8 protein-coding genes are annotated in these 13636 nt (G+C 72.2%); 4 read left to right on the top strand and 4 right to left on the bottom strand.

Translation table 11 applies throughout. From position 1 onward, the window contains the following. Nucleotides 1-66 precede the first annotated feature (66 nt). On the top strand, nt 67-1119 hold the full coding sequence (locus AC07PR_RS06085) for a ligase-associated DNA damage response exonuclease (RefSeq protein ID WP_483109230.1): 1053 nt from the start codon (nt 67-69) through the stop codon (nt 1117-1119). A gap of 90 nt (nt 1120-1209) precedes the next feature. On the opposite strand, the gene AC07PR_RS06080 is transcribed toward AC07PR_RS06085, so the two are convergent. Then, nucleotides 1210-4494: a response regulator gene (locus tag AC07PR_RS06080; protein ID WP_495134711.1), complete on the bottom strand. Its 3285-nt coding sequence runs from the start codon at nt 4492-4494 to the stop codon at nt 1210-1212. Nucleotides 4495-4689: 195 nt separating this feature from the next. Between AC07PR_RS06080 and AC07PR_RS06075 the strand changes: the two genes are divergently transcribed. From AC07PR_RS06075 to pdeM, 3 genes are all read left to right on the top strand, one after another. Then, nucleotides 4690-6348: an ATP-dependent DNA ligase gene (locus AC07PR_RS06075; protein ID WP_495134710.1), complete on the top strand. Its 1659-nt coding sequence runs from the start codon at nt 4690-4692 to the stop codon at nt 6346-6348. Nucleotides 6349-6470: 122 nt separating this feature from the next. Beyond that, on the top strand, nt 6471-9278 hold the full coding sequence (locus AC07PR_RS06070; protein WP_495134709.1) for a ligase-associated DNA damage response DEXH box helicase: 2808 nt from the start codon (nt 6471-6473) through the stop codon (nt 9276-9278). Further along, nucleotides 9275-9952 (top strand): ligase-associated DNA damage response endonuclease PdeM, encoded by a 678-nt coding sequence (gene pdeM / locus AC07PR_RS06065; protein ID WP_495134708.1) that lies wholly within the window; start codon nt 9275-9277, stop codon nt 9950-9952. Before AC07PR_RS06070 ends, pdeM begins: the two co-directional genes overlap by 4 nt. Here pdeM and AC07PR_RS06060 read toward each other — a convergent pair. The 3 genes from AC07PR_RS06060 to AC07PR_RS06050 form a co-directional block, all read right to left on the bottom strand. Then, entirely contained in the window at nt 9910-10608 is a 699-nt protein-coding gene (locus tag AC07PR_RS06060) for a hypothetical protein (protein ID WP_495134707.1), read from the bottom strand. The two genes, pdeM and AC07PR_RS06060, sit on opposite strands and share 43 nt — an antisense overlap. 118 nt (nt 10609-10726) lie before the next feature. Then, nucleotides 10727-10963, bottom strand: a complete 237-nt coding sequence (locus AC07PR_RS06055; protein ID WP_377155808.1) for a hypothetical protein — start codon at nt 10961-10963, stop codon at nt 10727-10729. A gap of 156 nt (nt 10964-11119) precedes the next feature. Then, a complete protein-coding gene (locus AC07PR_RS06050) occupies nt 11120-13492 on the bottom strand; it encodes a hypothetical protein (RefSeq protein WP_495134706.1) in 2373 nt (790 codons plus the stop codon). Between the last annotated feature and the right edge of the window lie 144 nt (nt 13493-13636).

The following is a 13636-nucleotide window of genomic DNA, read 5'->3' as shown; positions in this document are numbered from 1 at the left end:
TGGCTAGCATCGGTCGACATGGACATCGTGAACGCCCGGGGGACGGCAGGCATGGACGCCGGCGGAATGGCGGTCGGCGACCTCGTCGTCGCGCGGCCCGAGGGGCTTTATTGCCCGCCCGGCGACTTCTACATCGACCCGTGGCGGCCGGTCGACCGCGCCGTCATCACGCACGGCCACAGCGACCACGCCCGCATGGGCCATGCGCACTACCTGGCGCATCGCGACAGCGCCGCGATCCTGCGGCGCCGGCTGGGCGAGGACATCACGCTGCAGACGCTCGATTACGGCGAGGCGATCGTGCATCACGGGGTGCGCGTGTCGCTGCATCCGGCCGGTCACGTGCTGGGGTCGGCGCAGGTACGGCTCGAACACGGGGGACGTGTCTGGGTCGCGTCGGGCGACTACAAGCTCGAGGCCGACGGCACCTGCGCGCCGTTCGAGCCGGTGCGCTGCGACACCTTCATCACTGAATCGACCTTCGGCCTGCCGATCTACCGCTGGCCGTCGCAGCCGGCGCTGTTCGCCGAGATCGACGCCTGGTGGCGCCGCAACGCCGAGGCGGGCCGCGCCTCGGTGCTCTACGCCTATGCGCTGGGCAAGGCGCAGCGGCTGCTGCACGGCGTGGATGCGTCCATCGGCCCGATCGTGGCGCATGGCGCGGTCGAGCCGCTGAACGCCGTCTACCGCGCGGCCGGCGTCAGCCTGCCGCCCACCCGGCATGCCGGCGATCCGGCGCTGGACAAGGCCGCGCTGTCGCGCGCGCTGGTGATCGCGCCCCCGTCGGCCGCGAGTTCGCCGTGGCTGAAGCGTTTCGGGCCGGACCTCGCGGACGCCTTCGCCAGCGGCTGGATGCAGCTGCGCGGCACGCGGCGGCGGCGCGGCGTCGACCGCGGCTTCGTGATGTCCGACCATGCCGACTGGCCGGGCTTGATGGCGGCGATCCGGGGCACCGGCGCGGAGCGCGTCTTCGTCACGCACGGCAGCGTCGCGACGATGGTGCGCTGGCTCAGCGAGCAGGGCCTGCGGGCACAGGGTTTCGCGACCGAGTACGGCGACGAGGAAGCGGGCGGCGATGCCGACACGACCGCCGCCGCGGTGCCCGAGCCGCCGCCGTGAGAGGCGCTGGTGCCGAGCCGCGGACGTTCGGCCCACGCGCGCCGAACCGTGGCGGCGAGGCTCGCTCGAACGGGGCCGCGTCCGTGAGGCTCAACCGGTCCGCCGCCCGTTCCGCAGCCGATCGCGGGCGTCGCTGAAGTCGAAGCGCTGCACGGCGTCGAGCGCGCCCAGCAGCGCGGCCCGCTGCGCGCGCTGATCGTCGTCCAGTGCCGTCCGACGATCGAGCGCGCCGCGCATCCGCTCCGCCAGGTCGACGGCGGCGCCGTCGTCGGCGTCGAGCAGGCGCAGGAGTCGATCCCGATCCGCCGCGTCGAGCTTCGCGGCGTCAGGCCTGGCCGCGTCGACCGCGGCGCCGACGGCGACAGCGTCATGGGCGGTGTCGTGGGCGGTGTCATGGGCGGTGTCATGGGCGGCGTCATCATCGGAGCCGACGTCGAACCGGGCCTTGGACCAGGCCTGGATGCGTCGCAGCGCCGGCAGCAGGTCGCCCAGCTGTTCCCGCAGCCGCGCCAGCAGCACCGACCGTTCCTGCGTCGGGAGGCCCGCGTCGCAGGCGCGCTCCAGCCGAGCCGCCGCCTCCGCCACCTCGTGCGCGCCGACCGCGCCCGCGGCACCCCGCAGCGCATGCGCCAGCAGCGCGGTCGACCGCGCGTCGTCGCCCTCGTGCGCGGCCGCCAGTTGCGCGTCGACGTCGGCACGCGTGCGCAGGAAGGTCGCGACCAGCCGCCGGTACAGCGGCATCCGCCGGTTCGCGCCGGCCAGGCCGGCGCGCATCAGGCGCAGGTCCTGCGACGACAGGCCCGCCTCGCCGTCGTCGACGGGCATCGGGTCGTCGCGTCGGTCGGGCGTGCCGCGCTCGTCGCGTGCGCCACGCTTGTCGCGAATGTCGCGTATGTCGTGTATGTCTCGTGCGTCCTGAAAGCCGTGAGGGCCGCCATCGTCGAGCGACCGGGGCGCCGCCGCCACCGGCGCGCCGTCGTCCGCCACCGGCGGCGTCTTGCCGCGCGACACCGCCACCCAGCGGGCCAGGGTCGCATACAGCAGCTCGATGTCCAGCGGCTTGGCCAGGTGCGCGTTCATGCCCGCGGCCAGGATGCGATCGCTGTCGCCGGCCATCGCGTGGGCGGTCAGGGCGATCACGGGCAATGTCCGCCAGCGCGGATCGGCGCGCAGCCGCCGCGTGGTCTCGTAGCCGTCCAGCTCCGGCATCTGGCAGTCCATCAGCACCGCGTCGAATCCCTGCGGCGCCATCGCCAGCAAGGCCAGCGCCTGCGCGCCGTGGTCCGCCAGCGTGACCGTCGCGCCGACATCCCGCAGCAGTTCGGCCGCGAGTTCCTGGTTCAGTTCGTTGTCCTCGACCACCAGCACCCGTGCGCCGGCCAGGCGGCGCATCGCCTCGCCCTGGGCGCGGCGTCTGCCCGGCGAGGGCGTGGCCGGCGCGGTCTCCGCGGCCGCGACGACGCCGAACCGTGCCGTGAAGCGGACGATCGTCCCCAGGCCGGTCGCCGATTCGATCTCGATGCGGCCGCCCATCAACTCCACCAGCTGTCGGCAGATCGCCAGTCCCAGGCCGCTGCCGCCGTAGCGCCGGGTGGTCGAGGAGTCGGCCTGGCTGAAGTTGCTGAACAGCCGGGACAGGGTGGCCCGGTTCATGCCGATGCCGGAATCGCGGACGACGAAGCGCAGCGCGATCGTGCCGTCTTGCGCCGTGCCATCGCGCTTCGTGCCATCGTGCGTCAGGCCGTCCGACGCCGCGCGGTCCGGCGTCGTGCCGCCGGGGGACATCGGCGCCTCGTCCGCGCGCTCCACGGCCACGACGACCTCACCCTGGTCGGTGAACTTGACCGCGTTGTTGCCCAGGTTGATGAGCACCTGCCCGAGCCGCAGCGGATCGCCGAGCAGCCGCGGCGGCAGGTCGGGCGCGACGTTCAGCCGCAGGGCCAGGCCCTTGTCCTCGATGCGCAGGGCGATCAGGTCGACGAGGTGGCTCAGCACGTCGTCGAGCCGGAAGGGGACCGACTCCAGCTGGAGCTTGCCCGCCTCGATGCGGCTGAAGTCCAGGATGTCGTTGAGCAGGCCGAGCAGGTGCTCGGCCGAGCGGTGCACCTTCTCGATGTAGTTGCGCTGGCGCGGATCGAGCCCGGTGCGCAGGGCCAGCTCGGACATGCCGAGGATGGCGTTCATCGGCGTGCGGATCTCGTGGCTCATGTTGGCCAGGAAATCGGACTTGGCGCGCGTGGCCTCTTCGGCGGCCTCCTTCGCGCGGCGCGTGGCCACGCCGTGGGCGGTCGCGCGCTGCAGCGCGATCAGCAGTGCCCCGCAGAGCAGCGCCATGACGCCGGCCGCGGCGAGCCGCTCGCCCATCGGGGCGACCAGGGTCTCGTCCTTCAGCAGCACCAGCCGCCACGGGCCGCGCGGATCGCCCCAGTCCACGTCGGCGCGGCCCGTCAGCAGGCGGCGACGGCCGACCTCGATCGTCGGCTGCTCCGGATCGAAGGACAGGCGGCGCGTCCGCGCCGGGTCGAGAAAGGCGTTGCCGTACTGGCGGCTGGCGGTCAGCGCCGCGGCGCGTGCCGTGTCGAAGGGACCGACGACCGCCAGGCGCCAGCCGGCTTCGCTGGCCGCCAGCACCACGCCGTCGGGGGAGATCAGCAGGCCGCCGGCGTACCGGGCGTCGGGCGAGACCGATCGCCCGTGATCGAACTGCGGGTCGGCCAGGAAGCGGTCCACCTCGTCCAGGAAGAAGCGCCGGGCGACGACCCCGATCGGCCGGTCCGGCGGCTTGACCGCGGCGACGGATCCGGGGCCGCCTTCCTCCGGCCAGATGGGCGCGGCCGTGAAGAACGCGCGCCGGCCGCTCGACGCGCTGATGCCGACGCTCACCGCGATCTCGCCGGTCATCGCGCGCCGGAAGTAGGGGCTGAGGCCGACGTCCTGCCCGAGCGGCGATTCCTGCCCCGGATTGCTCCAGCTCTCGACGACGAGCCCGCGACGGTTCGCCACGAAGGCCACTTCGGTTTCCGGGCTCTGGGCCAGGACGCTGAGCGTGCGGCGGGCAAGCGGTTCGGCGGGAGGGCGCTCGACGCGCTCGAGGCGGGCGGCGTGCTTGAGCTCGTCGCCGAGGCGGCCGAGCATGAGGAGCGCCCCCGACCCGGGGCTGGTGATCGTCACGCGGTTCAGCAGGAAGGCCTGCCCGCGCGCGGACCGCTCCAGCTCCAGCCGCGCCTCGTATCCGGCCCAGGCCGTATAGCCGAACTGCGCGGTCCAGGCGGCCGCCGCCGTCGCGGCGCCGATGAGGAGCCAGGCCAGGCGCGGCCGGTCCACCACGGCGCCCCGCCAGCCCTGCGACTTCTTGCTCCGCGGCGGTTGCGCCATCACGATCTCCCCCCGGACCGGTTGAGTTCTTCCGGGCGGGCCCGGGCCGCTCCGGACTGCTTCGGCGATGCGTCGCCGAGTGCCTGTGCCGCGTGGGAGCCGGCCCAGTGTTGGAGGGCGGACCGGCGCTTGTCAACCTGAGAACGCGCCCGCGTCCTACAGCGTCGGACCGCGGCGCTCGCTAGCATCGCCCGCATGAGAGCCTTTGCCGCGCTGTACCGCGACCTGGACGCCTCGACGTCCAGCCTCTCGAAGCAGTCCGCGCTGCAGGCCTACCTGCGCCTGGCGCCGCCGGAGGACGCCGCGTGGGCCGTGTACTTCCTGGCCGGCGGCAAGCCGCGCCAGCTGGTGCCGACCAAGCTGCTGCGCGAGCAGGCGCGCCTGGTGGCCGGGCTGCCCGAGTGGCTCTTCGACGAGAGCTACGAGGCCGTCGGCGATCTGGCCGAGACGATCTCGCTGCTCCTGCCCGAGCCCGCGCAGGTGATCGAGCGGCCGCTGTCCGTCTGGATGACGGAGTACCTGCTGCCGCTGCGCGGGCAGCCGCCGGAGTCGCTCGCCGTCCTGCTGCAGAGCCAGTGGGCCGCGCTGGCGGTCGAGCAGCGCTTCGTCCACCTCAAGCTGATCACCGGCGCATTCCGCGTCGGCGTGTCGAAGCTGCAGGTGACGCAGGCGCTGGCGGCCGTCGGCGGGCTGGACGCCAAGCTCGTCGCGCAGCGGCTGATGGGCTACACCCACCTCGGCGCGACGCCGACCGCCGCCGACTATGCCGCGCTCATCGCGCCCGCGGACCTCGAGGGCGCCGATGGCGCCGGTCGCGGGCTGCAGCCGTATCCGTTCTTCCTCGCGCATCCGTTCAACCTGGCTGTCGGGCAGTTCGACGCCGCGATCGGGCCGGCGTCGGAGTGGCTCATTGAGTGGAAGTGGGACGGCATCCGTGCACAACTGGTGAAACGCGGTGGCGAGGTGGCGATCTGGTCGCGCGGCGAGGAGCTGGTCACCGACCGCTTTCCCGAGCTGCGCGCGATGGGCGAGGCGTTGCCCGACGGGGTCGTGCTCGACGGCGAGATCCTCGTCTGGCGCGACGGCCGCGCGATGCCGTTCGCCGAGTTGCAGAAGCGCATCGGCCGCAAGACCTTGAGCGCGAAGCTGCTCGGCGAGCTGCCCGTGGCGCTGTGCGTCTACGACCTGCTCGAGGAGGGCGGCGAGGATCTGCGCGATCGCCCGCAGCATGAGCGGCGCGCGCGGCTGGAGCGCCTCGTCGCCGCGCACCCGCTGGCGGGGCTCGAGCCCAGTCCGCTGATCGCCGGTGCGGACTGGGACGACCTGGCCCGGCAGCGCGAGCAGGCGCGCGCGCTCGGCGTCGAGGGGATGATGCTCAAGCGCCGGGACGCGCGATACGGCGTCGGCCGGACCAAGGACGTCGGCGTCTGGTGGAAGTGGAAGATCGATCCGCTGTCGGTCGACGCGGTGCTGATCTACGCGCAGCGCGGCCATGGGCGGCGGGCCAGCCTCTACACCGACTACACCTTCGCCGTCTGGAACGGCCCGCCGGACGATCCGGCCCGGCAGCTGGTGCCGTTCGCGAAGGCGTATTCGGGGCTCACGGATGCCGAGATCCGCGATGTCGACGCGGTGATCCGCAAGACGACGACCGAGAGCTTCGGTCCGGTGCGCAGCGTCACGCCGACGATGGTGTTCGAGCTCGGCTTCGAAGGCATCGCGCGCAGCGGCCGCCACAAGAGCGGCATTGCGGTCCGGTTCCCGCGCATGCTGCGTCGGCGCGAGGACAAACCGGTCGAGGAGGCCGACACCTTGCAGACGTTGCAGGCCCTGCTGGCGGAGGAGGGCGCGTGACCGGCGGGAGCGACGGCGACGACGGGGTGGGCAGGCACGGACGCTGGCCCTCACCCCCACCCTCTCCCGCAAGCGGGAGAGGGAGTCCAAGGGGGGACGCCATCGGCGTACCAGCGATCGGCGTGACAACGATCGGCGTGGCGGCGATCGACGCGTGGCTCGCGGAGAAGGGGTGGACTTCGTTTCCGTTCCAGCGCCGCGTCTGGGAGGAGATCGCGCGCGGCCGCGGCGGTCTGCTGCATTCGAGCACCGGCAGCGGCAAGACGCTGGCGGTGTGGCTGGGCGCGCTCGCGGCCTTGCGCGACGAGGTCGGCGCCGAAGCGCGCGTGCACGCCGGCAAGTCGATCGCACCGCCATTGACGGTGCTCTGGATCACGCCGATGCGCGCGCTGGCCGCCGACACGCTGCGGGCGCTCGAAACGCCGATGGCGGCGCTGTGTCCCGGCTGGACCGCCGCGCTGCGCAGCGGCGACACGACGTCGTCGCAGCGGGCCGCACAGGATCGGCGCCTGCCGACCGTGCTCGTGACGACGCCGGAGAGCCTGTCGCTGCTGCTGTCGCGCGCCGATGCGCGCGACCAGCTCGGCCAGGTGCGCCTCGTCGTCGTCGACGAATGGCATGAGCTGATGGGCAACAAGCGCGGCGTGCAGACGCAGCTGGCGCTGGCGCGGCTGCGCCGCTTCAGGCAGGAGCATTGCGGAGAGCGCAGGCCCTCACCCCCGCCCTCTCCCGCAAGCGGGAGAGGGAGCGATTCAAGCGCCGCTTCCGAGTCCGGTGACGGTTCCGCGCACGCCCTCTCCCGCTTGCGGGAGAGGGCAGGGGTGAGGGCCAGCGGCCGGCGAAGTACGCTGATGATCTGGGGGCTGTCGGCGACCCTGGGCAATCTCGACGAAGCGATGCGGACCCTGCAGGGCACCGCGGACGCTGCCACGGACGCCGTGATGGTGCAGGGCGAAACCGACAAGACGCTGGTCATCGACACCCTGCTGCCGGAGACCGCCGAGCGCTTTGCCTGGGCGGGCCACATGGGTCTGCGCATGCTGCCGCAGGTGGTCGAGGCGATCGAGGCCAGCGCGAGCTGCCTGGTCTTCACCAACATGCGCTCGCAGGCCGAGCGCTGGTACCGCGCGCTGCTGGAGGCGCGGCCCGACTGGGCCGGCGTGCTGGCGCTGCACCACGGCTCGCTGGACCGCGAGGTGCGGGAGTGGGTCGAGCTCGGCCTCAAGGAAGGCCGCGTGAAGGCCGCCGTCTGCACCTCCAGCCTCGACCTGGGCGTGGACTTCCTGCCGGTGGACCGCGTGCTGCAGATCGGCTCGGCCAAGGGCGTGGCCCGGCTGGTGCAGCGCGCGGGGCGCTCCGGCCACGCGCCGGGACGGCCGTCGCGGATCACGCTGGTGCCGACGCACAGCCTGGAACTGGTCGAGGCCGCCGCCGCGCGCGATGCCGTCCGCGCCGGCCGGATCGAGGCCCGGCGCAGTCCGCGCGAACCGCTGGACGTCCTGGTCCAGCACCTGGTCACCGTGGCGCTGGGCGGCGGCTTCCGGCCGGACGAGTTGCTCGCCGAAGTGCGCGGCACCGTCGCCTACGAAGACCTCGGCGCGGAGAACTGGCAGTGGTGCCTGGACTTCGTCCGCCAGGGCGGGCCGTCGCTGACGGCGTATCCGGACTACCACCGCGTCGTGCCCGACGAGGCGGGCGTCTGGCGCGTGCCCGACGCGCGGCTGGCCCGGCGCCACCGCGTCAACATCGGCACCATCGTCAGCGACGCGTCGATCAGCGTGCAGTACCTGAGCGGCGGCAAGCTGGGCAGCGTCGAGGAGAGCTTCATCGCGCGCCTGAAGCCGGGCGACGCGTTCATGTTCAGCGGCCGGCTGCTGGAGCTGGTGCGCGTCGAGCAGATGACGGCGCTGGTGCGGCGCGCCACCTCGGGCCGCGCCGCCCTGCCGCGCTGGAACGGCGGCCGCATGCCGCTGTCGAGCACGCTCGCCGACGCGGTGCTGGACGAGCTGGCCGCGGCCGACGTCGGACGCTTCGACTCGCCCGAGATGCAGTGCGTGCGGCCGCTGATCGACATCCAGCGCCGCTGGTCCGGCGTGCCCGGTCCGGACGTGCTGGTGGCGGAGACGCTCAAGTCGCGCGAGGGCTGGCACCTCTTCCTCCATCCCTTCGCCGGCCGGCAGGTGCACCTGGGCCTGGCCGGGCTGATCGCGTGGCGCGCGGCGCAGCCCGAGACCGGCACCTTCTCCATCGCGCTGAACGATTACGGCATCGAGCTGCTCAGCGCCAAGCCCATCGACTGGGCGCTGCGGCTGCCGTCGCTGCTGACGCTGCCGCCGATCGACACGCTGCTGCGCGAGGTGCTCGCGAGCCTGAACGCCACCGAGCTGGCGCGGCGGCGCTTCCGCGAGATCGCGCGCATCGCCGGCCTGATCTTCCAGAGCCACCCGGGCGAGCGCCGCAGCAACCGGCAGCTGCAGGCCTCGGCGACGCTGTTCTTCGAGGTGTTCCAGCAGCACGATCCGGGCAACCGCCTGCTGGCGCAGGCGGAGCGGGAGCTGCTGACGCAGGAGCTGGACGTGCGGCAGCTCGCCGCGGCGCTTGAGCGCATGGGCCGGCAGACGCTCCAGATCCATGCGCTGAAGCAACCGACGCCGCTGGCGTTTCCGCTGATGGTGGAGCGCTTCCGCGAGAAGCTCAGCAACGAGCCGCTCGGCGACCGCATCGCGCGCATGGTGTCGGAACTGGAACGCAGCGCCGGCGGCGATGCGGTCGGGACCGCGCGCGAGCCCGCGGAGCGCGCGCTGGCGGTGTTCGCGAAGAAGGATTCGCCGCAGTTTGCGGTCGATGCGGTGCGGGAGTCGCTCGCGTTGGAGACGCGTGGCGAGGCCCCTGCGAAACGACGCGATACCGGCCGCAGGAGAAGACGATGACGGACGCCGATCCGCGGTCGGGCGCGCTCACGGTGACGTTGGCGGACGAGCGCGTCGACCTGTTGCCCGGGCGCGCGCTGTGGTGGCCGGCGACGCGCACGGTGTTCGTCGCCGACGTGCACCTCGGCAAGGCCGCGAGTTTCCGCGCGATGGGCCAGCCGGTGCCGTCCGGGACGACGCGCGACAACCTCGACCGCCTGAGCGCACTGATCGACGCCCTGGGCGCCGCGCGGCTCGTCGTGCTCGGCGACTTCCTGCATGCGGCCGCGGCGCAGCAGCCGCTGGTGCTCGATCCCGCGCACCACTGGCGCGAGCGGCACGCGGGCGTGAACTGCCTGCTGATCCGCGGCAATCACGACAGTCGCGCGGGCGATCCGCCGCCGTCGCTGCGCTTCGAGATCGTCGACGAACCGCATCCGATGGGACCGTTCGCCGCCTGCCACCATCCGCGCCGCGTGGCCGATGCCTACGTGCTCGCCGGGCATCTGCATCCGGCGATGACCTTGCGCGGGCGGGCGCACGAGCACCATCGCCTGCCGTGTTTCTGCGAATCCGAGGGATTGATGATCCTGCCCGCGTTCGGCGCGTTCACCGGCACCACCTTGGCCGGGCTGCCCGAAGGCTCACGCTGTCACGCGATCGGCGGCGGACGGGTCTGGTCGGAGCGACGTTGAACGAGGCCATGAAAGGCCTCTGACACCCGACTCATCCACGGACGTCGCGTCGACGAGCCTTCTTGCCGAGGAGCGGGGGCCAGGAGTTCACGCGGCAGCCCGGCCAGCCGAAGATGGAGATAGCTGAACTCCGATCGTTCCGCCAGCGCTTTCGTCTGCTGGAAGCGCGTCTGTTCGCGACCTTCTCCGAAGAGCATCAGGCGGCCCGTCTTGTGGCTGATGACCGAGTCGTGGACCAACACGCTCAGCAGGCTCGCAAAGGCCCCCAACTGGTCAGCCGCCATGTCCGCCAACTGGGCGTGCGACATCGCCCGCTGCCCTTGCTCGTCGGGACGATCCAACGTGGCCTGGAGGAGTCGCACCACGTCAGCCTCGCCCAACAGCTGTCGATGAAACAGGTCACCCAGAAGCGAGAAGCCTTCGAGGAGCCGATCGAGGCCTCCCGCTTGAGTGGCTGTCATGCCAAGGAACGATTGTCCGTTGGGCGAGCGCGCCAGCAGGGCCTCCAGAAAGTCATCGCGGGTCAGCGTGCCGGAGCAGAGCGTCTCGGCCAGACGTTCGAAGTCGGTCTGAGCCACAGGGGAGGGCGCCGAAGCCGAGGGGGCCGCGCAGACCAGCGCGGTGGAGAAGGCGGGAGAGGCGTGATGCACAGGCATGTCTGGACGTTTCGATCCGAGGGACAGCCTCAGTTGTCGCCAGGATCGACGGGTTCCCTGTGCATCGCGATGTGCGCCATCGGTACCTGGTCAAACGGGTGCCGAGGGATGGGCGGATTCAGAGATTGAAGCCCCCGACGTCGGTGTGGAAGTCACCGACTTCCGTCCACTCGTTGAGGTCGGCGGGCACGGCGAAGCGCGCCGACAGCGCCTTCGCGGCTTCCTCCGCCGAGGCAAAGGAATCCCCCCACGGCATGCTGTCGTGTTTCACGCGCCAGCGCCGCGACAGCCGCGGCTTGATCGTGAACGTGCCGTCCAGGCTCTGGAAAACGTATGAGACGGTATCGAGATCCATGCTGAACTCCGGGTCGTCTCCGGGTGGCCTCCGGATCGGCGACCCTAGCGCATCGAGCGGCAACTGTCATGCCCAAGTCGCCGGAACAGGTCGCGCCGCAGGGTAAAACGGCGATGGGACGGGGCAGCCGCCCTTCAGTCGCCCCTCAGCCGCCCCTCAGCCGCCTTCCGCCACCGGCGGGGCGCCATGTTCCGGGTTCGCCAGGGCAAGGCGCCCGGCCGCGCTCAAGGCATCGGCTTTCTGCGCGGCGGAGAGGTCGCCGCGGCGTTCGGCGTCGTCGAGTAGGCGCACATGGCTGTCGCTGTGACCGCCGGCCATCCCGGCCGCGCGAACGGATCTCGAGGTCCGGCCGTCGGGCCGGGCCAGGAGCAGGCGGGCCGCCGACGCGCTGTCGAGGACCTCGGCCTCGAGGCACTCGTTCAGCAATCGTTCGAAGCTCATCAGCTGGCGCTGTGCGGCGATCCTGCGCCAGCCAGCGCGCCTCGTGGTGTCCAGGTGCGGATATTCCGCCGCGACGGCCTGCGTCAATCCATCGACGTCGACCGTCGCGTCGAGGATCTCGACAAGATCGGTGGCTGGCAGGACGCCCAGGCGATTCAGCTCGCCCAGCCGGCGGAACAGCTCCGAGAGCCGGCGGGTGTCGGTATTCGCCGCCGCGCGGGCGAGTTCGCATTGCCTCGTGCGCGGCGACTGCGAGAGCAATCCGTCGCGCAGGCTGCTGCGCGGCAGCAGGTGCTCCTGGATGGCGACGGCCCAGGCCTCCACCAGGGCGAGCACCACGGCGGCATCAGACCCGCGCGGCTCGCGCCGCAACGCGGCGTGCCACGCGGACCATCCGTCGCGGTCGAGACCGAGCATCAGGCGCCTGGCGTCCTGGTCGGGCATCCGCTGTGTCTGCCACAAGGCGAGGATTTCGGCGTACCAGTCCGCGATGTCCGTGGACGACCCCTTCATGACGGTCTGTAGCGAGAAGGACAGGCGAGGCGGCGGCCGGCCATGGACCGTCCCCGTGATGATCCTGCCTTGCTGCTCCGCGCTGAGCCCACCCGGGCCCTGGCACCGCCGGAGTGCGGCGAGGAACTGTCTGGCCTCGCCGCAGTAGCCGTCGATGAACACCGGCCCCAGGCCGAGGCCGGCCCGCGTCGGGGTACCCCCGCCGAGCAGGCGGGTCACCTGTTCAGCCGACAGTCGGCCGTCCCGCAGCGCAGGCGCCAGCGCGTCAAGGAAAGCCGCCGCGCAACGATGCCCGTGACCGTTGGCCAACGGCGGCAGGACGTCCTCCTTGCGCCAGAGGATGGACAGGGCCTCGTCCGCCGTCAGCCCCTTGCCGATGCCGCCCAGCACGCCGGAGGCGATCGCGTGGACCCGCCCGGCATCGCCGAGGCAACTGGCCCAGGTCAGGCATCGTTCGTCGTGCCATTGCCTGGGCTTCTCCGTCAGGCTCTTCCAGACGATCGCCTTGCCCAGGCTGTCGACGTTGCCCGCCACCAGCCCATGACGCCAGGCCAGGACGCCGGCGGCGGCGATCCTCGCGGCCACGTCCGGCTGCTGCGTCAGGGCCTGGTCCGCCATCCAGCGCGACATCGCGTCGTCGTCCAGCCGTTGCAGCAACGCGGCGGCGACGCGGGACGAGCAGACCCAGGCGGCAGGTAAGGCCATCAGTTCAGCGGAAGGCGACGACTCGATGACCGTGAGCGCCACCCGTTCCCGCTCGCGGGTCGTCAGTCGGGAGCGGCGTCCCTCGGCCTGATCGATCAGCGCCAGATCGGCCGCGCGCACCGAGGTCTCCTGCCGATCGGGCCCGACGATGCGGACCCATTCCTGCGCATCGATGCGCAGTTGCCGTGATGACGGCCCCGGCAGCCGCATGGTGACCGGCGCGGCCTCCGTCGCACCGTCGGTGGGACGTCCCGCTTGCCACAAGGTCTGACCCAGCAGGGTGGCGTCGCCGCGCACGCCGACCGTTCCTGTCACCGCGTCCGGCGCAAGGACGCAGGATTCGGGGATCCGCACCCCCAGCCTCCGTGCCAGCCCGGCCGCTCGCGCTTTCAGCAGGCCCGCGTCGGCAGGGAGACCGTCCGGACCGGCGGCACCGATCCCGCTCAGCAGACGGCGCGCCAAGGCCCGGCAGACAGCGGCCTCCGTCACCTGCGGGGCCGCGCGATGAAGGAAAAGAGCAGCTCGCATGTCGTGCGCTGCGGAGCAGTCCCATGACGCCGGATACGACGGCGGCTTGCCGGGAAGCATGGCCAGCGCGGAGGTCGCATACGCCACCAGCCGGGCGACGCAGTCCGCCTCATGCTCGTCCACGTCCTCCACCTGGTCGGGAAACCGCTTGACCATGAGACAGAGCGCGAGGTGCTCGCGTGCCATCGACTCGAGGAGCGCCTGCCTGGTGCTGGCGAGTTCGTGGGCAAGCGGCGTGGTGCCGGAGCCCGGGGGACCCGCGAGGTCCAGCGGCGCAAGGATCGTCGCGTCGTCGTCGATCGCTGCGGCGATCTGGCTCGCGGTGGTGCTGGTGGGGAGCATGCAGGTCCTCGAGGCAGGGCAGGCCTCAGTCGTCCCGGTGAGGGCCAGGTTCGCGTGGCACGTGGAGATGCCGTGCGGAGGCAGCATGCGGTGGCGGCATGCGGTGGCGGTATGCGACGGCGAGGAGCGAGGGCCGCGCCGCCT

This window comes from Roseateles sp. GW821-FHT09H11, from assembly GCF_059415845.1.
The sequence above is the reverse complement of the archived record's forward strand: the minus strand, read 5'-3'. Positions and strand labels throughout refer to the sequence as shown.

Coding starts and splice junctions, on each gene's coding strand:
- AC07PR_RS06085 (WP_483109230.1), top strand. CDS start 67: ATGGCGGTCGGCGACCTCGTCGTCGCGCGGCCCGAGGGGCTTTATTGC.
- AC07PR_RS06080 (WP_495134711.1), bottom strand. CDS start 4,494: ATGGCGCAACCGCCGCGGAGCAAGAAGTCGCAGGGCTGGCGGGGCGCC.
- AC07PR_RS06075 (WP_495134710.1), top strand. CDS start 4,690: ATGAGAGCCTTTGCCGCGCTGTACCGCGACCTGGACGCCTCGACGTCC.
- pdeM (WP_495134708.1), top strand. CDS start 9,275: ATGACGGACGCCGATCCGCGGTCGGGCGCGCTCACGGTGACGTTGGCG.
- AC07PR_RS06060 (WP_495134707.1), bottom strand. CDS start 10,608: ATGCCTGTGCATCACGCCTCTCCCGCCTTCTCCACCGCGCTGGTCTGC.
- AC07PR_RS06055 (WP_377155808.1), bottom strand. CDS start 10,963: ATGGATCTCGATACCGTCTCATACGTTTTCCAGAGCCTGGACGGCACG.
- AC07PR_RS06050 (WP_495134706.1), bottom strand. CDS start 13,492: ATGCTCCCCACCAGCACCACCGCGAGCCAGATCGCCGCAGCGATCGAC.